Raw genomic sequence first — 26,554 nt, 5'->3', positions numbered from 1 at the left:
CTGCAGTCGGATGCCAGACAGCGCTTGACGCCACCTTGCAACTCGGCGCAAGCCACCGATACGGTGCCTCGGTGCCTCTCCCCTTATCCAAGAGCCAGATCAACAGGCTCGGCCGGCGCCTCGGCACGGAAAGCGTCCCGAGCGATGAAGACCTAATAAAACTCCAAGAACTGATCCGCTACTACCAGGCCGTCTTGGATGCCGTCAAGACAGATCTGGATGCCCTTGGCTTCGGTGAGGCAACGTCGAGAGTCAAGACTCAACTCACTTTGATCGAAAAGTTGCGCCGCGAAGAAAAGATGGAGCTGGCCAGGGTTCAGGACTTCGCGGGTGCCCGCCTCGTCTTGGACGGGAATCGCGACCACCAAGACGAAGCTGTCAAGAGAATCGTCGAGCGCTTCTCCGACCGAACCAAGCCACCACGGGTAGTTGACCGTCGCTCTAATCCCAGCCACGGCTATCGGGCTGTGCACGTCATTGTGTACCCAGAAGACATTCAAGTCGAGGTACAGGTTCGAACCGATGTCCAGAACTCGTGGGCGCAGGTAATGGAGAGCCTGGCTGACCGGTGGGGCCGGTCAATCCGGTATGGCGATCTCCCTGAGAATCCGGACAAACTAGTCCAACGCGTTCTCCCTCCAACAACACGCGCAAACTTCGTGCGACACCTTCTGGACCTGAGCAACCTGATCGATCAAGCAGAAAGGATGGAAACGCTCTTCAACGCCGTACGACAGGAATTAGAATCGGTCTTCTTTGCGGAGGAAGAGGCTGCGATTGAAGAGTTCGCAAGAAATCAATACAAAGCACTGAAGCGAAGCCCTACCGGCGACCACGAGAAGGACATGGAATTCCTTTGCCTCGTTGCTAAACGCCGCTTCAAGCAGATAGCCCGTCACATCTTCCGTGATAAGAGAAAAGCGGGTAGGTTCATTAGAAAAACCTTCCCGCGAGGCGTAGAGAACTCCCCGCACGCCGCTCGCCAGGCGATCGCTCGGTCCCTGGGCTTGATCGGCACCGTCCTCCAGGCGATGGAGAACAGCGCAAGGAGACGCGGAGCCAGGGTTCGCGCTAGTATCAAGACTTTAGAGCAGCTTGTAGATCTCGGAGGCGTGCAGTGAACCACTACCTTGTGGTGTTTGATCGCCGTATGGGTGAGATCGTCCGGTCTGCAGAATTCTCGGGTGCAGGGCAGGCGCTCGACGCGAGGTTCCAAGCCGAGATGGAGTACCGAGCGAACCAAGACGTTGAGGTTGTAGTTCTAGGCGCAGCATCCTGGGAAGCCCTGACCAAGACCCACACGCGGTACTTCCAGAACGTACGTGAGCTTGCCGCTTCTGCGCTGCGCGGCTTTCAGAACCTGGAGTGCCGCCCCACCCTGACCGGCGCTCCTGCCTGACTGCCAGCTACCGCTTAGCCCTCCGAAGCAAGATGTGGCCGTTTTCACGTCCGGCTGCCAATAGCTTGACCAGCACCGACCCGATGGGCTCGCGTTGCAGCGCGACCTTAGCGAGCCTATCGGGTCGGTGCTTCGTTTAGGGCGTGTCTCAAGCGGCCGTAACTCGCTGCTACCCCACCCTGTCTACCGTCGACCACCTTCTTGAGGAGCGGGCCCGCCACGTCAAGCGGGCCTTGACGCACGCACGGACGCTGCCGGAGCAGACTGAGGCGGCTCTCGTGTCACGGACCGCGCCCCCCGGCGGACACCGCCACAGTGGCGCAGTTGACCTAACCTCGCCCGGCACGACCCGGCTCCCGAGGTCAAAGCTGGCCACCGGCGGGCACCCCTCCCCTTCCAGGTGAGCAGTTGACCTGACCCTGGCCGGCTGCGAAGCCGGCTCCTGGAAGACCGGCCCACCTCGCGCGGACACCGCCCCCATGCTCGGGGCTTGCTGCGCGGACCCGACGCGTACTCTCCTGCGCTGCTCGGGCGCGGCGCGGCCGGCTGCCGGCGACGAACCTCCACCACGCTCAGAGCTACTCGTCTGCGGCGGCCCATGGGCCTCCCGCTCTCCGCGCCAGTCGCCGGGCATGTTGCGTGGCCGGCGTGGAGCGACAGCGGAGCGACGGACGCGCGCCCAGGCGTCGGCGCGTGCGGCCCGTCAAGGGCCGCCTTGATGCGATGCGTCAGGCGCTCGGCAAGCTCGACGGACGGCTGTCATGAACCGCGTTGCTGTCAACGTTGCTGTCAGCGGGTTGTCTCTAGACGGCTGCCGCCGCGAAACGCCTGGCGGATTTGGAGCCCCCGGCCGGGATCGAACCGGCGACATCTCGCTTACAAGGCGAGTGCTCTGGCCAGCTGAGCTACAGGGGCGCTGGGTGTCGTGGCCAGCATAGCGACTGACGTCCGGATTTCCCGCTCGGCAGGCCTCCCCAGCACGGGAAACGTCAACATCCCGACCGGCACGGAAGTGACGGAGCCAGTCAGGGGTGGCGATTGATGTCCGCCCGTGCCCGCTTGACCGGAATGCGTACCGGCCGGGGTGCCGAAGATCGCCCCGACCTTGGCAGCGCCCCGAAAGGCGTTTACGGTGCAGTGACACGGACGTCATAATCGGCCGCTCCGCGACCGGTTCCCTGACCTCCGTTGGCCGGCACGACACGCGCCGGTCGCTCCTTCACTCGGATCGTCCGGCACGTTCCTGCCGGTGAAAGGAAGCGCACCACCATGGCTACGGTCACCTATTCCAAGGCGTCCCGGATCTACCCGGGCACCGAGCGTCCCGCCGTCAACCAGCTCGACCTCGAGATCGGCGACGGCGAGTTCCTCGTCCTCGTCGGCCCCTCCGGTTGCGGTAAGTCCACCAGCCTGCGCATGCTCGCCGGCTTGGAGGACGTCGACCAGGGTGCGATCTACATCGACCAGCGCGACGTCACGCACCTCCCCCCGAAGTCCCGCGACATCGCGATGGTCTTCCAGAACTACGCCCTCTACCCGCACATGACGGTGTACGAGAACATGGCGTTCGCGCTGAAGCTCCGCAAGACCCCGAAGTCGGAGATCGACCGTCGGGTCAAGGAGGCGGCCGGCCTGCTCCAGCTGGAGGAGTACCTGGGCCGCAAGCCGAAGGCGCTCTCCGGTGGTCAGCGCCAGCGGGTGGCCATGGGCCGCGCGATCGTGCGTGAGCCGCAGGTCTTCCTGATGGACGAGCCGCTGTCGAACCTCGACGCGAAGCTGCGGGTGCAGACCCGTACCCAGATCGCGTCGCTGCAGGCCAAGCTCGGCGTCACCACCGTCTACGTCACCCACGACCAGGTCGAGGCCATGACCATGGGCCACCGGGTCGCGGTGCTGCTCGACGGTGAGCTCCAGCAGGTGGACACCCCGCGGGCGCTCTACGACACCCCGGCCAACGTCTTCGTCGCCGGCTTCATGGGCTCCCCGGCCATGAACATCAAGACGGTGCCGCTGACCGAGAAGGGCGCCCAGTTCGCCGAACTGCTCGTGCCGCTCACCCGCGAGCAGGCCGAGGCCGCGAAGGCCGAGGGCGGCGACGGCAAGGTGACCGTCGGTTTCCGTCCGGAGGACGTCGACCTGGTCAGCCCCACCGAGGGCGGCATGCCGATCGTGGTCGAGCTGGTCGAGGACCTGGGCTCCGACGCCAACGTCTACGGGCACGCCGCGCTGGGCGGCAACTCCGAGCGCTTCGTCGTCCGGACCGACCGCCGTAACATGCCGAACATGGGTGACACCGTGTTCGTCAAGCCGAACGCCGACCGTACGCACGTCTTCAACGCCGCCACCGGCAAGCGGATCTGACGTACGACCCGGAAAGGGGCGGCCCGCCATCGGCGGACCGCCCCTTTCGTCGTCTGTCGAGTGACTCAGTCGGTGGTCGAGCGGCGGCGGGCCACCTCGGCGAGGGTGACCGCGGCGGCCACGCTCGCGTTCAGCGACTCCACCTCGGAGACCATCGGGATGCTCACCGTCAGGTCACAGGTCTCCCCGACCAGCCGGGACAGCCCGCGCCCCTCCGAGCCCACAACCACGACCAGCGGCCCCACCGCAGCCTCGAGGTAGTACAGCTCGGTCTCGCCGTCGGCGTCCAGGCCGACCACCATGAAGCCGGCGCTCTGGCACGCCTTCAACGACCGGGTCAGGTTGGTCACCTGGGCGACCGGCACGCGCGCCGCCGCACCGGCGCTGGTCCGCCAGGCGGTCGCGGTGATCCCGGCGGCCCGCCGCTCCGGTACGAAGACACCCTGCGCGCCGAACGCGGCGGCGGAGCGGAGCACCGCGCCGAGGTTACGCGGGTCGGTGACCCCGTCCAGCGCGACGAGCAGCGGCGCCGGATGCTCGACGGCGGCGGCCAACATGTCCTCGAACGGCTGGTACGCGAAGGGCGGCACCTGGAGGCCGACGCCCTGGTGCAGCACCCCACCGGTCATCCGGTCCAGCTCGGCCCGGCTCACATCGAGGATCGCGATGCCCCGGTCGGCGGCCGTCCGGACGATCTCGTTGATCCGATCGTCGATGTCGATGCCCTGGGCGGTGTAGAGCGCGGTCGCCGGCACTCCGGCGCGCAGCGACTCCACCACCGGGTTACGGCCGACCAGCAGCTCGGGCGCGTCCCGGGACGGGTTCGACTTGCGTCCCGGGGCGACCCGCGGGCCGCTCCGCCCGGCCGGCTTGCCACCGCGACCGGCCGCACCGCGACCGCCGCCGCCCGCCGAAACGCCCCGGCCACCACCCTTGCCCCAGGTGGTGTCCTTCGTACCCGGCTGACCGATCTTGGGGGCGCGCCCCTCCTCGGCGGCGGCCCGGCGCTCCTTCTCCTGCTTCCAGGCGGTGCGCTGGGGCAGCTTCTCGGTGCCCGAGTACCCCTTGTGCCACGGCCGCTCGTCGGCCGGCAGGGTACGCCCCCGACCGGCGAGGGAGTCCCGGTTCTTACCGCCTGAGCCCTTCGGGGCGCCCGCCTTGGGCGTCACCCGCCGCCCGCGACGCTGGGAGTTGCCAGCCATCAGATCTTCTGCTCTCCAATAGTCCAACGGGGGCCCTGGGGGGTGTCCTCGACCACCACGCCGGCCTGCTTGAGCTGGTCCCGTACGGCGTCAGCGGCGGCCCAGTCCTTGCGGCTACGAGCCTGCGCGCGCTGCTCCAGGGCCAGAGCGACGAGGGAATCCACCACATCACGCAGATCGTCCGCCTGGCCACCGGCGTTCCACGCCGGGTCGAGGGGGTCAAGGCCGAGGATATCCAGCATCGCGCGGGTGGCGGCCAGCGCCGTGCGGACGGTCACATCCTCGCCGCCCGTCAACGCGGTGTTGCCGTCCCGGACCACCTCGTGCAGTACGGCCAGCGCGGCGGAGGTGTTCAGGTCGTCGTCCATCGCCGCGACGAAGGCGGCCGGCAGCTCGCCGAGCCGGCCGGCGCCGACCCGCTCGACGGCCCGCTGCACGAACCCCTCGATCCGCCGGTACGCGGTGGCCGCCTCCCGGAGCGCCTCCTCCGAGTAGTCGATCCGGGAGCGGTAGTGCGCGGCGGCGTAGTAGTAGCGCAGCTCCACCGGTCGCACACCGAGGGAGTCGACGTACGCCAGGTCGAGCGTGTTGCCGAGCGACTTGCCCATCTTCGCGCCGCCGATGCTGAGCAGACCGTGGTGCACCCAGTAGCGGGCGAAGGGCAGCCCGGCGGCCGTGGACTGGGCCAGCTCGTTCTCGTGGTGCGGAAAGGTCAGGTCGAGCCCGCCGCCGTGGATGTCGAACTCCGCCCCCAGGTAGCGCCAGCACATCGCCGAGCACTCGATGTGCCAGCCGGGACGGCCCCGGCCCCACGGCGACGGCCAGTAGGCGTCCGACGGCTCGCCGGGCTTCGCGCCCTTCCAGAGGGCGAAGTCACGCGGGTCGCGCTTGCCCCGTTCGGGGGCGTCTCCGGCCGACTGCATGTCCTCCGGCGACTGGTTCGACAGCGACCCGTACGCCGGCCAGGAGCGGATGTCGAAGTAGACGTCGCCCGAGCCGTCGAGCGCCGGGTAGGCGTGCCCGTCGGCGATCAACTTGGCGATCAGCTCGTGCATCTCCGGGATGTGCCCCGTCGCGCGCGGCTCGTACGTCGGTGGCAGCACGTTGAGCTGCCGGTACGACTCGCTCAGAATCTGCTCGTTGGCGTACGCGATCGACCAGAACGGCCGCCCCTGCTCCTCCGCCTTCACGAGGATCTTGTCGTCGATGTCGGTCAGGTTGCGGACGAAGGTGACCTGGTAGCCCTCGGCGGTCAGCCAGCGGCGCAGGATGTCGTAGTTCACTCCGGAGCGGAGGTGGCCGATGTGCGGCGGCGCCTGGAGGGTGAGACCACACAGGTAGACAGACACCTTGCCGGATTCGCGGGGAACGAAGTCCCGGACCGACCGGGTGGCGGTGTCGTACAAGCGCAGCGTCACCGTACAAGGGTAGCCGTCCGCGCTTTTCCGGGTCGGCCCGTGGCTCGTCGTACGCTCCCTGTCATGGACACGGCGGCACGGCCCGGCGGCGGCGCGACGAGCCGCTCCGCGACCCCGTTCGCGGCGGCCCGGGCCGACAACCCTGCGTCGCGCCCGGGCGACCGCACCGGGTCTCCACAAGGCGCGACCCCGACGGCGGCTGCGGCGAACCCGGGCAGGACCGTCGCTCGAACCGGCGAGTCGGCGCAGACCCTGGACCGGGGGTTGCGTCTGCTGCACCTGGTGGCGGAGGCGCCGAACGGGCTGACCGTGACCGAGGCCGCCAACCGGCTGGGCATCGGCCGGGCCGCGGTCTACCGGCTGGCCGGCCCGCTGACCGGGCACGGGATGCTCCGGCGCGACGAGGCCGGCCGGCTGCGGCTGGGGGCGGGGCTCCTGCACCTGGCCCGGCGGGCGCAGCCGCTGCTGGCCGAGGCCGCGCTCCCCGCGCTGCGTCGGCTCGCCGAGCAGGCCGGTGCCACCGCGCACCTGACCGTCGTCGAGGGCGGCGAGGGCGTGGCCCTCGCGGTGGTCGAGCCGAGCTGGACGTCGTTCCACGTCGCATACCGGACGGGGGCGCGGCATCCGCTGGACCGGGGGGCCGCCGGCCGGGCCATCCTGGCGGGCCGGTCGGGCTCCGCCGACCCGGTGAGCAGCAGCGGGGAGCTGCAGGCCGGGGCGTACGGGGTGGCCGCGCCCGTGCTCGGCGTGCCGGGCCTGGAGGCGAGCGTCGGCGTGGTCGCGCTCGCGCCGCTGAACGTCGACACGGTCGGCACGCAGGTACGCGCCGCCGCCGCCGCGATCGCCACGGCCCTCGGCTGACCCGACGCCCGACCCGACCGACACTCGGCTCGGTCTCGCGCTCAGCTCGGGCGCGCTCAGCCGCGCTCAGCCGCGCTCGGCCCGCGCTCGCTTGATCGACTCGGGTTCCTGGAAGTCGGGGTATCCGGGTCCGCTCGACACCCCGACTTCACAGAACCCGAGTCGATCACCTATAGCACGCCCGGCAGGCCGCCCTGGTGTTCTCCACAGGGGGTCCCAGCCCGGCCGGTCACCGTTGTCCACAAGGGTGCCGCCGGTCCGTGCCCAGCGGGCACGCTCAAAGGCATGCCACCTCGACCACATCGGCCGGACGCCCTCGCCTGGCAGGTCTTCCGCGGTTCCGCGGCAATCCGGCAAGGGTTGATCACCGAACACCAGCTGCGTAGCTCGGCCTGGCTCCGGCTGCGCCACGACGTCTACGCCGACGCTCGGCTCGACCGCGACCACTCCCTCGCCTGCCGGGCGGCGCTGCTACGCCTGCCGTCCGGGGTGCTGATCGCCGGGCCGTCAGCCGCCTACCTGCATGGCGTCGACCATGCCGCGACCTTCACCGACGACGTGCACGTGCTGCTGCCGCCGCAGGTACGGTCCGGCGCGCAACGCGGCCTACGCCTGCACATCGGCGGCGACGCGCCACCAGCCCTCGCGGGCGGACCACCGACCCTCACAGGCGGACCACCAACAGTCGTGGGCGCATCGCAGGCCCCGGAGCCCGGGTCGACCCTGGGCGCACCCGAGCGGTCCGGGCGGCCCGGGCAGTCCCCGCGGTCCGGGCTGTCCTCGCAATCCAGGCTGTTCGCGCAGTCCAGGCAGTCCGAGCGGTCCGAGCGGTCCGAGCGGTCCAGGCTGTCCGCGCAGTCCAGGCTGTTCGCGCAGTCCGGGCAGTCCGAGCGGTCCGGGCTGTCCGCGCAGTCCAGGCAGTCCGGGCAGTCCGGGCAGTCCGGGCGAGCGACCGTGACGATCGACCGACCGACGGGCGCCCTACCGCGCACCAGCCCCGGTCAGGCCGCCTGGGAGACGGCGGTCTGGCTGGAACCGGTCCGCGCGGTCGGCATCGTCGACACCCTGCTCGCCGGCGGGCTCACCCACCCCGGCGAGTTGACCGCCATCGCCGACGCGAACGCCGGCCGGCCGGGTGCGCAGCGGGCCCGATGGGTCTTCGGCCTGGCCGATGGCCGTGCTCAATCGCCACCGGAGTCGCACCTGCGCGTCCGGCTGGTGCTGGCCGGGCTACCCCGGCCGCTCGCACAACATCCGGTACGCCTGCCCAGCGGCTTGATCCTCCATCCCGACCTCGCCTGGCCGCAGCTCCGGGTCGCGATCGAGTACGACGGCCACTGGCACGCCGACCCCGAGCGGCTGCACACCGACCGCAAACGGCTCAACCAGTTGGTCGCCGCCGGTTGGCTGGTGCTGCATGTGACCAGTCGCCGAATGCACAACGACTTCGCGGGGGTGCTTCGAGAGGTCCGCGCGGCGCTGGCCGCCCGCGGCTGGCGCCGGTGACCACCCCCGCCCACCAACCCGGCCACCCGTCGAGATCAACTCAACTTCCATGAATTCGGGGTATCCGGGCGACCGGGACACCCCGACTTCATGGAACTCGGGAATGATCAGGCGAAGATTCGCCGGCCAGGTCAGCCAGCAGGGACGGCAGTTCCGCCATCGTGGGCACCTGCCCGTCCGGGAACACGTCCGCTGGACAGGGCAGCGCGAGGCGGTTGAGCCAGACAGCCCGCAGGCCGGCTCGTTGGGCGGCGACCACATCGTGGTCGAGAGAGTCGCCCACGTACACCACCCGCGACGCCGGGACGCCCGCGGCGTCGACCACCGCCGCGTAGAACTCAGGTGCGGGCTTCTTGGGTACCCCGTTCTCGTGCGCATACAGCTCGAACGCGAACTCCCCCGCGAGGCCGCAACGTTCGGTGCGGCTGTTGCCGTTGGTGGCGAAACCCAGCGTCCACCGGTCACGCAGCAGAGCCAACGCGGGCTGCACGTCCGGGAACGGCCGGGTGAGCGCGAATCGCCGGGCGAAAAAGAGAGCCGCGATGGCATCGAGGTGCGCGTCGAGTCCGGCCCGCGAGAGCGAACGCGTCAGCGCCGCGCGGCGGATCTCGATGATCGGCGCGGCGGGCGATTCACCGAAGACCACCGCCCAGTCCGCCTCCAGGTCCGCGAGCGACACATCGGCGGCCGCCGGGGTGAGCTGTCGCATCTCCTCGAGTACGGCCACGAGTCCCCCCGTCACCGCCGGTCGGAGGTCGATCAGTGTCTCGTCGGCGTCGAAGACGATCGTGGTCAGCACGACTATGAGGGTGACATCTTCGATGATTGCGTTCCGCCCGGGTCGCCCATTCGGCCGTCCCCCGGCCGCCGGCAACCCTGGCTGCGCCGCGGGAGTGTCCCGCCAGTCACACCGTGTGCGTCCGTGTCCAACCATGCCGCCGCCTGACATCTCGGCCCCGACAAGGTGGCAATCGCGTCGGCCACGCCGAGATCAACTCGACTTCCGTGAAGTCGGGGTATCCGGGCGACCGGGACAGCCCGACTTCACAGAACTCGGGAACGATCTTGGCTAGGCGCGCCGGGGTCAGCGGTCGGCGGCGAGGGCGGGTTCGGGGATCGCCTCGGGCGTCGTAGCTGTCTCGCGCTGCTCGCCGAGACGCACGAGCGCGACCCCGGCCACAATCAGCACGCCGCCGAGCAGTTGCACCATCCTCGGCAGCTCGCCGAGGACCAGCCAGGCGATGAGGACGGCGAACATGACCTCGGTCAGCCCGACGAACGACGACAGCCGCGGGCCGAGGATCCGCGCCCCGGCGATCCCCGTCAGGTACGCGACCACGGCCGCGACCAGGGAGAGTCCGGCGATCGGCACGAGCCAGCTGGTCTGTTGCCCGGCGAAGCTGACGTCGCCGAAGACGGCGTGCAGCGGCAGCACTCCGACGAGCCCGAGGAGGGCCAGTGCGGCGGCGCCGACGCCCATTCCGCCGCTGGCGAGCACCACCGAGGGCAGTTGGGCGTCGACGCGACCGGCGAGCACGAAGTAGCCGGCCAGGCCCACGGCCGCGCCCAGCCCCCAGAGCACGCCGAGCACGTCGAGCCGCGCGTCGCCGGTGAGGTCGAGCACGAAGACCAGGCCGGCCAGCGCCGCGACCGCGCCGGCGACGGTCAGTCGACGGGGGCGCTGCTTGTGGACCAGCCACGTCCAGGCGACGACCAGAATGATGCCCAGGTACTCCAGGAGCAGCGCGACGCCGACCGGGAGATAGCGGACGGCGTTGAAGAAGCAGACCTGGGCGAGCGCCACCCCGAGCAGCCCGAAGACGCCCACCACGCCGAGGTTGCGTCGCAGCACGGGCCACCGGCCGCGCAGCGCGAGAGCCGCCGGCACGGCGAGCACCAGCGCGGCGAGCCCGACCCGGGCGATGACGGCGGACGGGGCCGACCAGCCGGCCTCGATCAGGGACCGGGCGAAGGTGCCCGAGGTGGCGAACGTGACCGCGGAGAGCAGGGCGAGACCGAGGCCGAGTCCGGCGGCGGGCGACTTCTGCATCGGGCCTCCCTGGCACGTCACAGCGGTAATGGGCAAACTAGGGGTACGCCGATGACGCTAGGTGGCCATCCCGACAGGAGTCAAGTTGCTTTTTGCCCATGACACCGAGTGCTCGCTGATCGCCGCCGCCGCTCTCGTCAACACCGCTGGTGGCGGGGGTGAGGGGCTACCCGACGTGACAGCCCTCGATGAGTTCTACGTCGCGCACGCCTACACCGGACGGCACGAGCACACCGAAGCCGAACTGACCTCGGTACGCGAGCTCCGGCCCCGCCTCCGCCGGATCTGGGACGCGGACGTCCACGAGGTCGTGACCATCGTCAACGGCCTGCTCCGGGAGCACGCCGCCCTCCCACAGCTCATCACGCACGACGACGAGCCGTACCACTTCCACGCCGTACCCCGGGACGCCCCGCTGGCCATCCGGATGGCGGTCGAGGCGGCCATGGCGGTCGCCGACCTGGTCCGCAACGGGGAGTTGAACCGGCTGCGCGCCTGCGCCCACCCCGACTGCGACAACGTGCTCGTCGACCTCTCCCGCAACCGCTCGCGGCGGTTCTGCGAGGCGGGCTGCGGCAACCGCGCCGCAGTCACGGCCTACCGGGCCCGCAAGGCAGCCACCCAGGGCTGACCAGCTCGGCGAGCCCGGCCGGGCGGCCGCCGACAGCACCGGCGCGTCACGCGGGACCGTCCCCCGCCGAGCGGTTCCGGACGACCTGCTCCCCGGTCGGGCAGTCCCACAGCCCGCTCCCTCTTCAGGCGATCCCGAACGGGCCCGCCCCCCGGCCGGCCCGTCCCGGACGGCCTGCTCCCCGGCCCGGCAGTCCTACGGCCCGCTCCCCCATCAGGCGATCCCGAACGGCCCACCTTTCCCGTCGGCCGGCCCCGGACGGCCACTCCCCGGCCGGGCAGTCCCACACGCCGCTTCCCCATCCAGGCGATCCCGGACGGCCCACTTTTCCGGCTGAGCGGCTCCGGACAGCCCGCTCCCCGGCCGGCGACCCCGCGCGGGCCCGGATGACGACGCAGGTGACTCAGCTCCAAAGGAGCGCCGCACCATGTTCCGGACCGACCGGCCGGCCGCACACCGACGCGCCGGACCAGCGCGGCTCACCGCCGCTCAGCGCCAAACGGCGCCAAACCAGCGCCGCTCAGCGTCGGACCGGCGATGGGCAACGAACCCTGGCGATCAGGGGTGGGTCATCCGGAGCAGGTCGAGCGCCTCTTCCAGCTGGGTCTCGGTGAGCTTCCCCGAGTCCACGTGCCCGCGGGAGACCACCACCTCGCGGATCGAGAGCTGCTTCGCGAGCGCCTCCTTGGCGATCGAGGCGGCCTCGTCGTACCCCAGGTAGCGGTTGAGCGGGGTGACGATCGAGGGCGAGCCCTCGGCGTACGCCAACGCCACCTCGGCGTCCGCCACCAGACCGACCACCAGGCGCTCGGCGAAGAGCCGGCTCGACGCGGCCAGCAGCTTGATGGATTCCAGCAGGTTGCGGCCCATCACGGGCAGCATGACGTTCAGTTCGAAGTCGCCCTGACTGCCGGCGAAGGCCACTGCGGCGTCGTTGCCGATCACCTGCGCGCAGACCTGCCGCATCGCCTCGGCGACGACCGGGTTCACCTTGCCCGGCATGATCGACGAGCCGGGCTGGAGGTCGGGGATCCGCAGCTCGCGCAGGCCGGCCCGGGGCCCGGAGCCCATCCAGCGGATGTCGTTGGCGATCTTGTAGAGCCCGACCGCGATGGTCCGGAGCTGACCGGACGTCTCGACCAGCGCGTCCCGGGCGCCCTGCGCCTCGAAGTGGTTGCGCGCCTCGGTCAGCGGCAACCCGGTCGAGTCGCGCAGCTTGCCGATCACCGCGGCGGCGAAGCCCAGCGGAGTGTTGATGCCGGTGCCCACCGCGGTCCCGCCCAACGGCAGCTCGGCCAGCCGGGGCAGCGTGCTCTCCAGCCGCTCGAGGCCGTAGCGGACCTGCGCCGCGTACCCGCCGAACTCCTGCCCCAGGGTGACCGGGGTGGCGTCCATCAGGTGCGTACGACCCGCCTTCACCACGGTCTCGAACTCGGCCGACTTAGCCTCCAACGCCTCGGCCAGCTGCCGGAGAGAGGGGATCAGATCCTCCACCACGAACTGGGTGGCGGCCAGGTGGATCGAGGACGGGAAGACATCGTTGCTGGACTGGGAGGCGTTCACGTCGTCGTTCGGGTGCACGTCCCGGCCCAGCTCCCGGCCGGCCAACGTCGCGATCACCTCGTTGGCGTTCATGTTGGACGACGTACCGGAGCCGGTCTGGAACACGTCGATCGGGAACTGGTCGTCGTAGCCGCCGTCGGCCACGTGCGCCGCCGCCGCGGCGATCGCCGCCGCCACGTTCGCGTCGATCACCCCCAGCTCGCCGTTGACCTGCGCCGCCGCGCCCTTGATCTGCGCCAGCGCCTTGATCTGCGCCGGTTCGATCCCGCGGCCGGAGATCGGGAAGTTCTGCACGGCGCGTTGCGTCTGTGCCCGCCACAGCGCCTCGGCGGGCACCTCCACCTCACCCATCGAGTCGCGTTCGATCCGGTAACCCGGCACGTCTGGATTCGTCACGCGTACCATCCTGCCGCGCCGCACGGCGCTATGCAGATGATCGCGACGAGCGCCTCACTCCGGAGCGGCGAGGCGCCGCCGCACCTCGTGCTGCTCCGGTGCCTCGAACTCGCTGAACAGCGCGAGCGCCCGTACCCAGTGCGCCCGCGCGGCGGCCGGGTCGGTTGCGACGAGGCAGCGGGCGATCCCGTCCAGGGCGCGGGCCTGCTCGTAGCGGGCGTTGAGCCGGGTGGCGTCGGTCAGCACCCGCCGGTGCAGGTCCAGCGCGCTCGCCGCGTCCCCCTGGTCGAGCAGCGCCCGGGCCAGCAGATTCCGCGACACGCACTGTCCGTTGCGGTCCGCGGCCTGCGTCATCGCGCGCAACGCCTCCCGGTGCCGGTCCATCGCGGCCTCCGGGTGGCCGTTCGCCCGCTCCAGGGCACCGATCTCGTTGAGCAGCTCGCCGACCCCGTACCGGTTGCCGAGCCGGCGCTTCATCGCGAGCGCCGCCCAGAGCCTCCGGCGGGCCGGCTCACCGTGACCCATCCGGGCCCGGGCCATCGCGATGTGCCCCAGCGCGTTCGCGTTGTCGTAGAGCGTGCCCGCCGTCCGGGCCAGCATCAGGTGCCGGCGGGACACCGCCAACGCCTCCTCCAGTCGTCCGGCGTTCAACAGGACCGACGCCTGATTGTTGAAGACCGCGACGACGCCGGCGTCGTGCCCCTCCCGCCGGACGATGTGCAGCGCCTCGGTCAGGTGGGACAGCGCTGCCGAGAAGTTGCCGAGGAACGCGTGGACGGCCGCGACGTTCTTGTGCGTACCGGCCCGGCCCAGTGGGTCACCCAGCCGCTCACGCAGGCTGAGGGCGAGCTCCATCGAGGTCAGCGCCTCCGCGTAGCGGGCCAGCCGGTGGTACCCGGAGGCGAGGTAGTTGTGCATCGTGGCGATCGCGGCCTCGTCGCCGAGACGCTCCGCGGCCCGGAGCCCGATGGTGTGCGCCTCGATCAGCTCGTCCGGGTGGCCGGACGCGTACCAGTACCTCCAGCCGGCGAAGGCCAGCTGCCAGCAGTACTCGTACCGGCCCTCCGCCTCGGCGAGCCGGACCATGGCGGACAGGTTCGACCGGTTCTCGTCGAACCATCCGAGGTTCGGCGGCAGGCCCGTCTCCACCAGGTCGGGCCGGAGCATCGGCGGTCGCTGGAACGGAGCCCGGCTCGCCGAACCCTCGAGCTGCCGGGTGGCCGCCAGGGCCAGGTGCAGGCAGACGTTCAACATCCGTCGTACCGCCGCCGAGCGTTCGGCGGCGAGCGCCGGCTCGGCCGTCAGCTGCCGCGCGTAGTCGCGCACCAGGTCGTGGAAGCGGAACCGGCCCGGCTCCGGTTCGTCGACGAGGTGCACGTCGACCAGCTCGTCGAGCAGGTGCTGCGCCTCGGGCAGCGGCACGTCCGCCAACGCGGCGGCCATCACGGCGTCGAACCGGGTTCCCGGGTGCAGCCCGAGCAGCCGGAACATCCGCTGCGCGGTCGGGGTCACCTGCGCGTACGACAGCGCGAAGGCCTGCCCGACGGAGCGGTCGCCGGCCACCAGCTCGGTCAGGGCGTCCCGGCCGGCGGCGAGCCGGGCGGCCAGGTCGGCGATGCGCCAGCGGGGCCGGTGCGCGAGCCGCGCCCCGGCGAGCCGGATCGCCAGCGGCAGGCAACCGCACCGACGTACCACCTCGGCGGCCGCCTCCGGCTCGGCGGCGACCCGCTCGGCGCCGGCCACCCGCGCGAGCAGCTCGATCCCCTCGTCGGGGTCGAGGACAGCGAGCGAGGAGGGCCGTCCCTCGTCCAGCCCGGTCAGGCGTCGCCGGCTCGTGATCAGCGTCAGGGTGCCGGGGCCGCTGGGCAGCAGCGGCGCCACCTGGGCCGCCGACGTCGCATTGTCCAGTACCACCACCGCCCGCCGGTCGGCCAGCTCACTGCGCCAGAGCGCGGCCCGCTCGTCGACGTCGCCGGGTATCCGTTCGCCGGGCACCCCGAGCTGACGCAGCAGCGCGGCGAGCGCCGCCGCCGGAAGGAGCGGTTTACGGTCGCTGTGCCCGTGCAGGTCGATGAAGAGTTGGGCGTCGGGATAGCGGTCGGCCAGCGCGGTGGCGAGGTGGATCGCCAATGTCGTCTTGCCGCTGCCGGCCATCCCGTCGACGAGCTGGACCCGGGTCCGGTCCTCGTCGATCTCCTTCACCAGCCGCGCCAGGGTCTCCTGCCGGCCGGTGAAGTCGCTGATCGCCCGGGGCAGGCCGCGAACCGGAGCGGAACGACGAACCTCCGACCCGGCCAGCGCCAGGTCACCGGCGAGCACCCGCTGGTGCAGCTCCTGCAACGCCGACCCGGGCTCGATGCCCAACTCTTCGGCGTAGAGTCGCCGCCCCTCGCGGTAGACGGCCAGCGCGTCCGCCTGCCGACCGACCGCCGACAGCGCGAGCATCAGCTGGCCGCGCAGCCGCTCGCGGAGCGGGTACCGGGCCACGGTCTCGGTCAGCACGTCGAGGATCTCGGTCGCGTCGCCGAGGACCAGCTCGACGTCGACACACTCTTCGAGCGCCGCGAGCCCCTGCTCGTCGAGCGCCTGCGCTCGCCGCCGTACGCTCCGGCTGGTGATGCCGCTCAGCGCCGGCCCGCGCCAGAGCGCGAGCGCGGACCGGAAGTGGCGACCCGCCTCCGCCGGCTGGCCGGCGGCGAGGGCGGTGCGGCCCGCCTCGACGTTCCGGGCGAACACCTCCGCGTCCACCTCGCCCGGCTCGGTGTGGATGCCGTAGCCCACCGGATCGCTGAAGATGGTGCTCGGGGGCACGCCGAGCTGGGCGAACCGGCGTCGGAGCCGGGACACGCAGGTCTGGATCTGGGCGCGGGCGGTGGCCGGCGGGCGTTCCTCCCAGACCGCGTCGACGAGCTCCTCCACCGGCACGATCCGGTTGGTCCGCAGCAGCATCATGGCGAGCACGATCCGGTCGCGCCCGGCGGTCACGGTGGCCTCGCCGGCACCGACCCGCAGGGGCCCCAGGATCCCGAACCGCATTCCCGCTCCCGTCCGTACCGGCGTAACGATCGCAGCGTAGCCCGCTGCTGACAGAAGGTCCTCGTCCGGTGATAGCGATGTGAGAGCGGATCGGCAGTGGCGGGGCGCAGTCTTGTGTGGGGTGTCCGCACCGACATCCGACGGGGGCGGTGCGCCCGCCGGGACCCCTCGGGGGCGGGCGCACCGACGTCGACCATCAGCTCGACCTCGGCAACGACGAAGGGCGCCGGGCTCGTGCCCGGCGCCCTCGTGGTCGGTACGGTCAGCGGCGGCCGATGGTCAACATCGGCTTGGTGACCTCGGCGAAGAAGTCGTTGCCCTTGTCGTCGACCACGATGAAGGCCGGGAAGTCCTCCACCTCGATCTTCCAGACCGCCTCCATGCCCAGCTCCGCGTATTCGAGCACCTCGACGTGCTTGATGCAGTCCTGGGCGAGCCGGGCGGCCGGCCCGCCGATCGAGCCGAGGTAGAAGCCGCCGTACTCCTGGCATGCGCGGGTCACCTGGGCGGACCGGTTGCCCTTGGCCAGCATCACCTGCGAGCCGCCGGCGGCCTGGAACTTCTCCACGTACGCGTCCATCCGGCCGGCCGTGGTGGGGCCGAACGAGCCGGAGGCGTAGCCCTCGGGGGTCTTGGCGGGGCCGGCGTAGTAGACGGCGTGGTCGCGCAGGTACTGCGGCATGGGCTCGCCGGCGTCCAGCCGCTCGGCGATCTTCGCGTGCGCGATGTCACGGGCCACCACCAGCGGTCCGGAGAGCGACAGCCGGGTCTTCACCGGGTACTTGGAGAGCTCGGCGCGGATCTCGTCCATCGGGCGGTTCAGGTCGACGCGGACGACCTCGGAGGTGTCCAGCTGCGCGTCGGTGACCTCCGGCAGGTAGCGGGCCGGGTCGGTCTCGAGCCGCTCCAGCCACACGCCCGACGGGGTGATCTTCGCGACGGCCTGCCGGTCGGCGGAGCAGGAGACCGCGATCGCGACGGGGCACGAGGCTCCGTGCCGGGGCAGCCGGACGACCCGCACGTCGTGGCAGAAGTATCGGCCGCCGAACTGTGCGCCGATGCCGAAGTCACGGGTCAGCTCCAGCACCTGGGCCTCCAGCTCCAGGTCCCGGAAGCCGTGCGCGGTCATCGAACCGGTGGTGGGCAGCGCGTCGAGGTACTTGGCGCTGGCGTACTTGGCGGTCTTCAGCGCGTACTCGGCGGAGGTGCCGCCGATGACGATGGCCAGGTGGTACGGCGGGCAGGCCGAGGTGCCGATGAGCCGCAGCTTCTCGTCCAGGAACTGCATCATCCGCGTCGGGTTCAGCAGCGCCTTGGTCTCCTGGTAGAGGAACGACTTGTTCGCCGAGCCTCCGCCCTTCGCCATGAAGAGGAACTTGTACGCGTCCGGGTGTCCGTCCGGATCCTCGGCGTAGAGCTCCACCTGCGCGGGCAGGTTGCTGCCGGTGTTGCGCTCCTCCCACATGGTCAGCGGCGCGAGCTGGGAGTAGCGCAGGTTGAGCCGGGTGTACGCCTGCCAGACGCCCCGGGAGATCGCCTCGGCGTCGGTGCCGTCGGTCAGCACGTGCCGGCCGCGCTTGCCCATCACGATCGCGGTGCCGGTGTCCTGGCACATCGGCAGGACACCGCCGGCGGCGATGTTGGCGTTGCGCAGCAGGTCGAGCGCGACGAACCGGTCGTTCGGCGAGGCGGCCGGGTCGTCGATGATCGACCGCAGCTGGGCCAGGTGCGCGGGGCGCAGGTAGTGGGCGATGTCGTGCATCGCCTCGGCGGTCAGCGCGGTCAGGGCGGCCGGCTCCACGGTGAGGAAACGGCGACCTCCCGGGCCGTGCACGACGTCGACGCCCTCATCGGTGATCAGGCGGTACTCCGTCTGATCGGGGCCGGTCGGCAGCAGGGGGGCGTACGAGAAGGCGGCGGCACTGCTCATGAGCGGAAAGCCTAGGGCAGACCGGTCGATCATTCCCACCCGCCGGGCCCCGCTGGGACGCCGCTCTCACCGAACCCGCGAGCCGGGCAAATCGATCCCCTCATCTGGGCGGCCTGGTTGGGCGTCACCGCCCAGGTCAGCCGCTGGTCCCGTCGGGGCACAACTCACGTTTCGGCCCGCAGTCGGCGTCGTCTCCGTGATCGCCGGGGGCCGGGGCGCTGCCGCCCGGGCCGGGCGCGCCGTCGCCGTTCGACGGGTTCGGGTCGCTACCCGGCGTCGCGCCGAACCGGACGTAGCCGATCTCCCGCCCCTCGCCGATGACCATGCCGGCCGGGCCGACCGCGAGCGCGTTCGCGGAGGTCCGCAGCACGGCCAGCTCCCGCCCGGTACGCGGGTCCACGGCGGTCAGCCGGGACGGCTTCTCGTCGGCGATGACCGCGGCGTACGGGGTGAGGGTCGCCCCCGCCTTTCCGCCCGCCGGCCGGGTCCAGAGCGTGCGATCGGTACCGAGCCCCCGGGCGATGATCGAACGCTGGTCGGCCGAGCGGACCAGCGCGTACCTGTCGTCGACGGCGAGCAGCTTCTCGCGGTCAGCGCCGACCCAGAGCAAGCGGCCGTCGTACCCGTCGAGCACCGTCTCCCGGGCGTCCGGCGCGACCCCGATCACCACGTTCCGTGCGCCCTGCGGATCCTCCCGCTGCACGCAGCCGGCCTTCTCGGCGGTGCGCAGGTTGATTCCCGCCCGGCGCCAGGTCTCCCGGCCGGTGGCCGGATCGACGCCGGCGATGGCGAAGTAGCAGTTGTCGTCCTGCGAGCGGGCGTTGATGCGCAGCAGCCTCCCGCCGACCACGGAGAGGCGTTCCTCCCGGCCCGGCTCGACGTTCTGCAGGACGGCACCGGTGGCGGTGTCCACCACGTGCACCCGGCCGTCGACCGGGAAACCGAGCAGCGGCGGCACCGGCTCCGGGCCTGCCACCTCCTCCTCGAGCCGCTGCGCGGTCAGCCGGCGGGTGCCGCGCAGCCCGGGGTTGTCGGCGAAGAGGCCGCTGCCCACTCCCGGCAGGAACGCCGTCCACAGTGGCTTGGCACCGCGCGGGTCCCAGGCGCTCAACGTGCAGTCGGTCGGCTGGACACAGCGCGCGTCGAGCAGCAGGTTGCGGTACGTCCACACGGCCACCGCGTCGTCGTCCCGCCGCCGGGTCACCCCGGTGGTCGGGTCGAGCACCTCGTACCCCTTGACCAGCAGCTTGCCCACGACGACGACCGCGCTCCGGTCGGCGCCGGCGACCGCGGCCCAGTCGGCCTTACGCTCCCAGAGCTGGCCGCCGGTGGCGAGGGCGCGCGCCTCGACGCGGGTGCGCTGCTCGACGACGACGGTCTCTCCGGCGATGGTCACGCTCTTCGGCGTTCCACCGATCCGCTGCTGCCAGACCACGTCCGGCTCCGAGATCGGTTCGCTCCGGTCGACCCAGTCCCACACCCCGGGGAACGGGTTCCACACACCGGTGGCGGCGAGGGCGACGACGGCGATCAGCGCGAGCAGCAACACCACGCGTACGCCTCGACCCCTCCCCTTCGCCACACGCACACGGTAGCCACGATCACGTAGCTCCCATACGCCCGTACCGCCGTGTCGCCGCGCTTTCTGCCGCCGATGGTGTTAACAGGGCCGTCCCGTCCGGCCACTGTCGACAACAGCTCCGGCGTGGCGGCCCTGTTCAGCGGCGGGCGGCGGAGCGGACCAGCGGGAGTGTGCGGTAGGGGATCTGCTCGGCCAGCGCGATGATCGTCGAGGCGCGGGTGATCCCCTCGGAGGAGACGATCTGGTCGATCACCCGCTGGAGGTCGGTGTTCGACCGGGCGACGATCCGGCAGAGCAGGTCGCTGGAGCCGGTGATGGTGTGCGCCTCCAGCACCTCCGGGATGCCGGCGAGGTGGGCGGTGACCGGGTCGTGGCCGTGCCGCTGGCTGATCTCCAGGGTCACGAAGCTGGTCACCCCGAACCCGATGGCCGTCGGCGAGATCTCGGGGCCGAAGCCGGCGATGACGCCTCGGGCGGCCAGCTTGTCGAGGCGCGCCTGCACGGTCCCGCGGGCCACGCCGAGCCGCCGCGAGCACTCCAGCACGCCGATCCTGGGTTCCTGGGCGAGCAGCTCGATCAGCCGCGCGTCCAGGTCGTCGAGCTGGACATCCTGACCAGTGTTCATGGGGTTTCACCTTACGCAATGCACAAGCTGACCAGCATTTCGGCGAACTATTGCCCAACGACCGGCGGCACCGCAATCCTCGGCACAAAGCAGGCACGGCGGCCCACGAGGCCGGCCGGTACGCAAGGGAGACCACCATGACCCAGGCGATCGACCGACCCCAGTCCGGCGACGACACGGTCGATGCCGACCGGCTCATCGGCGCTGTCGACCACGACATCACCCGCGACCCCTTCCCGGTCCGGGGCCTCGACCACGTGCACTTCCTGGTCGGCAACGCCAAGCAGGCGGCGCACTACTACTCGACCGCGTTCGGCATGACCTGCGTGGCGTACCGCGGCCCGGAGCAGGGCTACCGCGACCACGCCCAGTACGTCCTGACCAGCGGCTCGGCCCGGTTCGTGCTGACCGGTGTCGTGCGCCCGGACGCCGAAGGCGCCGAGCACGTCACCAAGCACAACGACGGCATCAGCGACATCGCGCTGGAGGTGCCGGACGTCGACGCCGCGTACGCACACGCCACCGCCCAGGGCGCGACCGGCCTCGTCGAGCCGCACGACGTCAGCGACGAGCACGGCACCGTCCGGATGGCGGCCATCGCCACGTACGGCGACACCCGGCACACCCTGGTCGACCGCTCCCGGTACACCGGGCCGTTCCTGCCCGGCTTCGTGGCGCGCGGCCCGATCGTGGACCGGCAGCCGATGATCGACGCCGGCATCCAGCCGAAGCGCTTCTTCCAGGCCGTCGACCACGTGGTCGGCAACGTCGAGCTCGGCCGGATGGACGAGTGGGTGGAGTTCTACAAGCGCGTCATGGGCTTCACCAACATGGCCGAGTTCGTCGGCGACGACATCGCGACCGACTACTCGGCGCTGATGAGCAAGGTGGTCGCCAACGGCACCCGCAAGGTGAAGTTCCCGCTCAACGAGCCGGCGATCGCCCGCAAGAAGTCGCAGATCGACGAGTACCTGGAGTTCTACCAGGGCCCCGGCGCCCAGCACATCGCCGTCGCCACCAACGACATCCTGGCCAGCGTCGACGCGATGCGGGCCGCCGGTGTCGAGTTCCTGGACACCCCGGACTCGTACTACGACGACCCGGAGCTGCGCGCCCGGATCGGGGACGTGCGGGCGCCGATCGAGGAGCTGAAAGCCCGCAAGATCCTGGTCGACCGGGACGAGGACGGCTACCTGCTCCAGATCTTCACCAAGCCGGTCCAGGACCGCCCGACCGTCTTCTTCGAGCTGATCGAGCGGCACGGCTCGCTCGGCTTCGGCAAGGGCAACTTCAAGGCCCTCTTCGAGGCCATCGAGCGTGAGCAGGAGATGCGGGGCAACCTGTAACACTTGCCAGCGTGACGCAACCCCCGTCGTACCCGACGCCGCCGGCCGGTGGGCCCCCACCCACCGCCGGCGGCTTCGCGCCGCCCACCGGTCCCACCCCTCAGCCGTACGGACACCACCCGGGCGCGGCTCCGCCACCGGCTCCGACCTGGTGCCGCCACGCCCGGTTCGCCGGTGCGGTCGTCGTTAAGGTGGCTGCGTGAGCGTGCAACCCGGCTGGTACATCGACCCTGCCGACACCGAGACCCGGCGGTACTGGGACGGCGAGGGCTGGATCGGCGCGCCCATCCCCGTCGACGCCACCCCGCCGGAGGGGCCGCCTCCCGTCGAGCCGCCGCCCGCGCCGCCGACGCCGGTCACGCCCGGCCCGGCGCAGGTGTCCCCGGGCTCGGCGCCGCCAGCCGCTGGGCCGCCGCCCGGTTGGCCCGGTCACCCCGGCCCACCCCCGGGGTACGGCCCGTCCGGTCATGGCCCACAGGGCCCCGGTTACGGCCCGCCCGGCTACGGCCCCCAAAGCGCCCCGCCCGGTCACGGCCCCCAGGGCCCCGGTTACGGCCCGCCCGGCTACGGCCCCCAGGGCGCTCCGCCCGGGTACGGGCCTGCGGGTGCCCCGCCTGGCTGGGCTCCCCCGGGTTGGGCGGGACGGATGCCCGAACCCCGGCCGCACGGGCTGCCGCTGGCCGGTTACGGTCGCCGACTGGCCGCCCGGCTCATCGACTTCGCCATCGTCCTGGCCCTGAACGTCCTGGTGAACGGCTGGTTCGTCTGGCGGTTCCTGGAGGAGATGGGGCCGTACTGGCGGGAGGTCCTCCGCCGGGCGATGGAGGGCGACACGTCCCGTGAGGGGCTGCCGCAGATCGGTGAGCAGGCCGGCGGCCTCCAGCTGGCCATCGTGGCGATCGCCGCCGCGCTCTGGCTCGCCTACGAGGTGCCGACGACGGCCTCGTCCGGGCAGACGCTCGGCAAGCGGGCGATGCGGATCAAGGCGGTGCCCCTCGCCGCCGACGAGCCGCTCGGCTTCGGCCGGGCCCTGGCCCGATGGAACACCTACGGCGGCGTGCCCACCCTGCTCTGGTGCTGTTTCGGCCTGGGTCTGCTGATCCAGCTCGTCGACGCGCTCTCCCCCCTCTTCGACCACCCCCTTCGGCAGGCGCTGCACGACAAGCGGGCCCAGACCGTCGTCGTCCAGCTACCCGACCCCGCCCCCACCGAACGCCCCCTGAACGACAGTTCCGACCCCCGGGAGAACCCCCATGACCGAAACCGGAAGACCTGAGCCGGCGGTGCGCCTGACCCGCGCCGACCTGGACGCGCTGCCCAGCTACGTACCCGGTCGCAACCCGACCGACCTGGCTCGGGAGCTCGGGCTGCCCGAGGCGATCAAGCTGGCCAGCAACGAGGTCCCGTACGGCCCGCTGCCCGGCGTGGTCGAGGCGGTCACCGAGGCCGCCGCCGGGGTGCACCGGTACCCGGACATGGGCGTGGTCACGCTCCGCAACGCGCTCGCCGAGCGGTACGGGGTGGATCCCGACCGGGTCGCCACCGGCTGCGGATCGGTGGCGCTCGCCGAGCACCTGGCGCGGGCCACCAGCCTCCCCGGTGACGAGGTGCTGTACTCGTGGCGCTCGTTCGAGGCGTACCCGATCATCGCGGCGACCAGCGGCGCGACCAGCGTCCAGGTGCCCAACGACGCGGGCCACGGACACGACCTGACCGCCATGGCGGCAGCGGTTACCGACCGGACCCGGCTGATCCTGGTCTGCACCCCGAACAACCCGACCGGCACCGCCCTGCGGAAGGCGGAGCTGGACCGGTTCCTCGACGCCGTGCCCGACGACGTCCTCGTGGTGATCGACGAGGCGTACCGCGAGTTCGTCACGGACCCGGAGGTGCCGGACGGGCTGACGTACCTCGACCGGCCGAACGTCGCGGTGCTGCGCACCCTCTCCAAGGCGTGGGGGCTGGCCGGGCTCCGGATCGGTTTCCTGGTCGCCCAGCCGGAGGTCGCGGCGGCGGTGCGAAAGGTGGTCACGCCCTTCTCCACCAGCATGGTGGCCCAGGCGGCCGCGCTCGCCGCGCTCGCGCAGGCCGACGAGGTGGAGCGCCGCTGCGCCCTGGTCGTCGCCGAACGGGACCGGGTCACCGAGGCGCTGCGCAAGTTCGTGCCGGAGGTCCCGACCAGCCAGGCGAACTTCGTGTGGCTGCCGCTAAGGGACCGGGCCGTCGCCTTCGGCAAGGCGTGCGAGTCGCGCGCCGTGATCGTGCGGCCGTTCCCCGGCGACGGGGTGCGGGTCACCATCGGCACTCCGGCCGAGAACGACGCCTTCCTGGCCGCCGCGGAGGCGGCACTGGCCTGACACCGGTCCGGTCCGGTCCGCTGTACGCGTGCGGACCGGACCGACCGGTCAGGCCGCCGCTGCGGGCGCCCGGAGACGGTTCCGCCGCCGGTACGCGTACAGCACGAAGAGCGCCAGCACCAGTCCGGACGTGACCAGCCCGGCGTTGATCGCCCCGTCCGTTCGGTCCTCGGTGCCGGCCGCCGCCGCGGGCACCGCCCCGAAGGTCACCGTGCCGGTGGCGGTCCGCTTGGTCCAGCCGCTGGCCAGGGCGAACTTCGCCGACCAGGGTCCGTCGGGCAGCCGCCGGTCGAGCAGGACCCGGACGGTGGTGCTGCCATCCAGCGGCAGGGTGTGCGCCTCGGCCTTCACCGGCCCGACGGAGAGGCCGCCCGGCCCGTCGCTGAGCCAGAGTTCACCGGCCAGGTCGAGCGCCCGCTGGCCGGTGTTGCGCACCTCCGCGCTGACGAACGGCGTTCCGTCCTTCTCCCGACCGCCCGCCAGCGGGCCGATGTCGAAGCCCGACGGGGGTTCACCACCGGGGCCGACGGAGAGGTAGACCCGGATCCCGGATCGGCCGATGTTGCGCACGTTCCCGTCATCGGTGCCGGGCACCTCGGCCCAGACGACCGCGTACCGCTCGCCGGACTCGGCCTTGCGCGGCACCTCGATGGTCACCAGGGCTTCGACCTCCTCGCCCGGCGCCAACGCCTCCTCGCGGGGCTGCACGTCGATCCAGCTGCTCAGCTCGTTCTCGGTCCGGTCCGGGGCGTACTCGAAGCCCTCGGCCGTGACGTCCGCGGCGGCGGCGTAGAGCGACACCTTCCGGTGGATCTCCGAGGTGTTCTCGACCATCACCCGGCGCTTGATCGTGGTGCCGGGCTTGAGATGGTCGACGATGTACTTGTGCGCCCGGGTGTCGTCGCGCCGGTCGATCGGGGCGTCGAGCAGCCGGATCCCGACGGAGACGTCCAATCCGCTCGGGCTCGCCGTCGGGGAGGGCCGCGGCTTCTCCCGCTCCTGCCGTCCCTGCGCCGGTACGTCGGCCTCGGGGATGTCGGGTTCGACGAGCGCGGCCGGCCGGGGCGCCGACCTCGGCGTGGCGGCCAACGCCGGCGCCCCGGTCGTGACCAGGACGGTCACGGCCAGGGCGAGGGCGCGGATGCGGTCATGCCACCGAATGGGTGATCACCCCTGAGTAGGTGCCGCCGACCGCGGTCGCCGGCACGTTGATCCGGACGTCCGGGGCCCAGCTGGCGGAGTTGTTGCCGCTGCCCGAGGTCTTGGAGAAGGCCGTCCGCGGCACGCCCAGGTTGACCCGGTCGGCCTCGGTGGGCTGGCCGGGCACGAAGGTGCTGCCGGGGCTGCCGGTGCTACTGGTCAGGCCACCGGACCAGTACTCCACGAGGTTGGGCGTGATGGTCTCCTCCGGCGAGCTGTTGCCTGTGGTGAACGAACTGGACGACACGGTGGTGACCCAGGTGGCGCTCAGCGCCGCCCGCTGGTCGCTGACCGTCACGGTGCCGAGCTCACCGGTGATGGCGGCACCCGAGAAGACGGAGCCGAGGTTGATCGACGCGGGGACGGTGATGTTCAGGTCGGCGGTGGCCACGGTGAAGGTGACGATGGTGTCGCCCGTCGGCGCGGCGGCGGCGGGTGTCGCCAGGGCCACCACGGTGGCCGCGGCGGCGGTCAGGGCAAGAAGCGGCTTCTTCATGCCGACGACGTTATGGCGCAGAAAGCACTGGACAGGCAGTATTCGGACAAATCACGCTTCAGGCTACAGAGTGGGTGATTGTTCCCTGGTAGGTGCCGGCGACGATGCCGGTCGGGATCGCCACCCGGACGGAGGGCACCCAGGCGACCGTGTTGTTGCCGTTGCCGCCGGTCTTGCGGAACGCCTCCCGGGTCGCCGCCAGCGTGACGGCCTGCGCCGCGGTGGGCTGCCCGGGCACCACCGTGCCACCGCCGGTGCTGCGAACGGCGGGACCTGACCAGTAGGAGATCCGGTCCCGGGTGATCGTGCGCTGCGCGCCGCCCGGACCGGTGGTGAAGAGGGTGGCGGAGACGGTGGCGACCCAGGTGTTCGGGTTCACCGGGCCCCGGAAGTCGCTCACCTCGACCCGGCCGAGCTGACCGGTGAGCGTTCCGCCGACGAGACCGGCGCCCAGGTTGACGACGGCCGGGACGGTGATGTCGACGCCGGGCGTCAGGGTCACCTGAAACGTACGGAGAGCCGGCGCCGCGTCGGCCGGCGCGGGGCTGATCAGGATGATGATTACGCCCAACAGGGCTGCCAGGAGTCGCACAGA

General features: G+C 71.5%; 21 protein-coding genes and 1 tRNA gene. 9 read left to right on the top strand and 13 right to left on the bottom strand.

Going from position 1 to position 26,554, the window contains the following annotated elements; all coding sequences use genetic code 11:
* Positions 1–71 precede the first annotated feature (71 nt).
* Positions 72–1,121 carry a nucleotidyltransferase family protein gene (locus D7147_RS20875; RefSeq protein ID WP_158609369.1) on the top strand — a complete coding sequence of 350 codons (1,050 nt, stop codon included), beginning with the start codon at positions 72–74 and terminating at the stop codon, positions 1,119–1,121.
* Positions 1,118–1,399 (top strand): hypothetical protein, encoded by a 282-nt coding sequence (locus D7147_RS32160; RefSeq protein WP_147437417.1) that lies wholly within the window; start codon positions 1,118–1,120, stop codon positions 1,397–1,399. The genes D7147_RS20875 and D7147_RS32160 overlap by 4 nt, the downstream gene beginning before the upstream one ends.
* A gap of 838 nt (positions 1,400–2,237) precedes the next feature.
* On the opposite strand, the gene D7147_RS20870 is transcribed toward D7147_RS32160, so the two are convergent.
* Positions 2,238–2,314, bottom strand: a tRNA-Thr gene (locus D7147_RS20870).
* A gap of 354 nt (positions 2,315–2,668) precedes the next feature.
* Between D7147_RS20870 and D7147_RS20865 the strand changes: the two genes are divergently transcribed.
* On the top strand, positions 2,669–3,760 hold the full coding sequence (locus tag D7147_RS20865) for an ABC transporter ATP-binding protein (protein WP_120680234.1): 1,092 nt from the start codon (positions 2,669–2,671) through the stop codon (positions 3,758–3,760).
* A 65-nt stretch (positions 3,761–3,825) separates the two neighbouring features.
* Here the strand turns inward: D7147_RS20865 and rlmB are convergent, their stop codons facing one another.
* Positions 3,826–4,962 (bottom strand): 23S rRNA (guanosine(2251)-2'-O)-methyltransferase RlmB, encoded by a 1,137-nt coding sequence (gene rlmB, locus D7147_RS20860; RefSeq protein ID WP_120680232.1) that lies wholly within the window; start codon positions 4,960–4,962, stop codon positions 3,826–3,828.
* On the bottom strand, positions 4,962–6,380 hold the full coding sequence (gene cysS, locus D7147_RS20855) for a cysteine--tRNA ligase (protein ID WP_120680230.1): 1,419 nt from the start codon (positions 6,378–6,380) through the stop codon (positions 4,962–4,964). Before cysS ends, rlmB begins: the two co-directional genes overlap by 1 nt.
* Before the next feature lie 252 nt (positions 6,381–6,632).
* On the opposite strand from cysS, the gene D7147_RS20850 reads away from it, so the two are divergent.
* Positions 6,633–7,241 (top strand): helix-turn-helix domain-containing protein, encoded by a 609-nt coding sequence (locus tag D7147_RS20850; protein WP_233563295.1) that lies wholly within the window; start codon positions 6,633–6,635, stop codon positions 7,239–7,241.
* Between the two features lie 285 nt (positions 7,242–7,526).
* Positions 7,527–8,747 carry an endonuclease domain-containing protein gene (locus D7147_RS33125; RefSeq protein ID WP_233563259.1) on the top strand — a complete coding sequence of 407 codons (1,221 nt, stop codon included), beginning with the start codon at positions 7,527–7,529 and terminating at the stop codon, positions 8,745–8,747.
* Between the two features lie 88 nt (positions 8,748–8,835).
* On the opposite strand, the gene D7147_RS20830 is transcribed toward D7147_RS33125, so the two are convergent.
* Positions 8,836–9,546 carry an HAD family hydrolase gene (locus tag D7147_RS20830; protein WP_120680226.1) on the bottom strand — a complete coding sequence of 237 codons (711 nt, stop codon included), beginning with the start codon at positions 9,544–9,546 and terminating at the stop codon, positions 8,836–8,838.
* A gap of 285 nt (positions 9,547–9,831) precedes the next feature.
* On the bottom strand, positions 9,832–10,797 hold the full coding sequence (locus tag D7147_RS20825) for an EamA family transporter (RefSeq protein WP_120680224.1): 966 nt from the start codon (positions 10,795–10,797) through the stop codon (positions 9,832–9,834).
* Between the two features lie 85 nt (positions 10,798–10,882).
* Here D7147_RS20825 and D7147_RS20820 point away from each other — a divergent pair, with 85 nt between their 5' ends.
* Positions 10,883–11,428: a CGNR zinc finger domain-containing protein gene (locus D7147_RS20820; RefSeq protein ID WP_120680631.1), complete on the top strand. Its 546-nt coding sequence runs from the start codon at positions 10,883–10,885 to the stop codon at positions 11,426–11,428.
* A gap of 558 nt (positions 11,429–11,986) precedes the next feature.
* Here the strand turns inward: D7147_RS20820 and D7147_RS20815 are convergent.
* From D7147_RS20815 to D7147_RS20795, 5 genes are all read right to left on the bottom strand, one after another.
* The gene (locus tag D7147_RS20815; RefSeq protein WP_199734218.1) at positions 11,987–13,396 is read right to left on the bottom strand and encodes a class II fumarate hydratase; all 1,410 of its coding nucleotides are present in this window, start codon (positions 13,394–13,396) and stop codon (positions 11,987–11,989) included.
* Positions 13,397–13,441: 45 nt separating this feature from the next.
* Positions 13,442–16,423 (bottom strand): AfsR/SARP family transcriptional regulator, encoded by a 2,982-nt coding sequence (locus D7147_RS20810; protein ID WP_120680220.1) that lies wholly within the window; start codon positions 16,421–16,423, stop codon positions 13,442–13,444.
* Between the two features lie 262 nt (positions 16,424–16,685).
* Positions 16,686–18,353, bottom strand: coding sequence for a fumarate hydratase (locus D7147_RS20805; RefSeq protein ID WP_120680218.1), 1,668 nt, complete (start codon positions 18,351–18,353; stop codon positions 16,686–16,688).
* A gap of 136 nt (positions 18,354–18,489) precedes the next feature.
* The gene (locus D7147_RS20800; RefSeq protein WP_120680216.1) at positions 18,490–19,935 is read right to left on the bottom strand and encodes an outer membrane protein assembly factor BamB family protein; all 1,446 of its coding nucleotides are present in this window, start codon (positions 19,933–19,935) and stop codon (positions 18,490–18,492) included.
* Positions 19,936–20,071: 136 nt separating this feature from the next.
* The gene (locus tag D7147_RS20795) at positions 20,072–20,560 is read right to left on the bottom strand and encodes an Lrp/AsnC family transcriptional regulator (protein ID WP_120680214.1); all 489 of its coding nucleotides are present in this window, start codon (positions 20,558–20,560) and stop codon (positions 20,072–20,074) included.
* A 137-nt stretch (positions 20,561–20,697) separates the two neighbouring features.
* Between D7147_RS20795 and hppD the strand changes: the two genes are divergently transcribed.
* The 3 genes from hppD (at position 20,698) to hisC (ending at position 24,263) form a co-directional block, all read left to right on the top strand.
* Positions 20,698–21,906, top strand: coding sequence for a 4-hydroxyphenylpyruvate dioxygenase (hppD, locus tag D7147_RS20790; protein WP_120680212.1), 1,209 nt, complete (start codon positions 20,698–20,700; stop codon positions 21,904–21,906).
* A gap of 199 nt (positions 21,907–22,105) precedes the next feature.
* A complete protein-coding gene (locus D7147_RS20780) occupies positions 22,106–23,182 on the top strand; it encodes an RDD family protein (RefSeq protein ID WP_120680210.1) in 1,077 nt (358 codons plus the stop codon).
* Complete coding sequence (gene hisC, locus D7147_RS20775; RefSeq protein WP_120680208.1) at positions 23,160–24,263, top strand: histidinol-phosphate transaminase; 1,104 nt, start codon at positions 23,160–23,162, stop codon at positions 24,261–24,263. Before D7147_RS20780 ends, hisC begins: the two co-directional genes overlap by 23 nt.
* Positions 24,264–24,311: 48 nt before the next feature.
* Here the strand turns inward: hisC and D7147_RS20770 are convergent, their stop codons facing one another.
* The 3 genes from D7147_RS20770 to D7147_RS20760 are packed head-to-tail and all read right to left on the bottom strand — an operon-like array spanning position 24,312 to position 26,551.
* A complete protein-coding gene (locus tag D7147_RS20770; protein WP_120680206.1) occupies positions 24,312–25,385 on the bottom strand; it encodes a hypothetical protein in 1,074 nt (357 codons plus the stop codon).
* Positions 25,386–25,410: 25 nt separating this feature from the next.
* Positions 25,411–25,959 carry a hypothetical protein gene (locus tag D7147_RS20765; protein WP_120680204.1) on the bottom strand — a complete coding sequence of 183 codons (549 nt, stop codon included), beginning with the start codon at positions 25,957–25,959 and terminating at the stop codon, positions 25,411–25,413.
* 58 nt (positions 25,960–26,017) lie between these two features.
* Entirely contained in the window at positions 26,018–26,551 is a 534-nt protein-coding gene (locus D7147_RS20760) for a hypothetical protein (RefSeq protein WP_120680202.1), read from the bottom strand.
* Positions 26,552–26,554: the final 3 nt, after the last annotated feature.

The sequence above is a fragment of the Micromonospora musae genome, from assembly GCF_003626545.1.
Classification (GTDB): domain Bacteria; phylum Actinomycetota; class Actinomycetes; order Mycobacteriales; family Micromonosporaceae; genus Micromonospora; species Micromonospora musae.
Note: the sequence above shows the minus strand (reverse complement) of the source record. Positions and strands in the feature narration are given on the sequence as shown.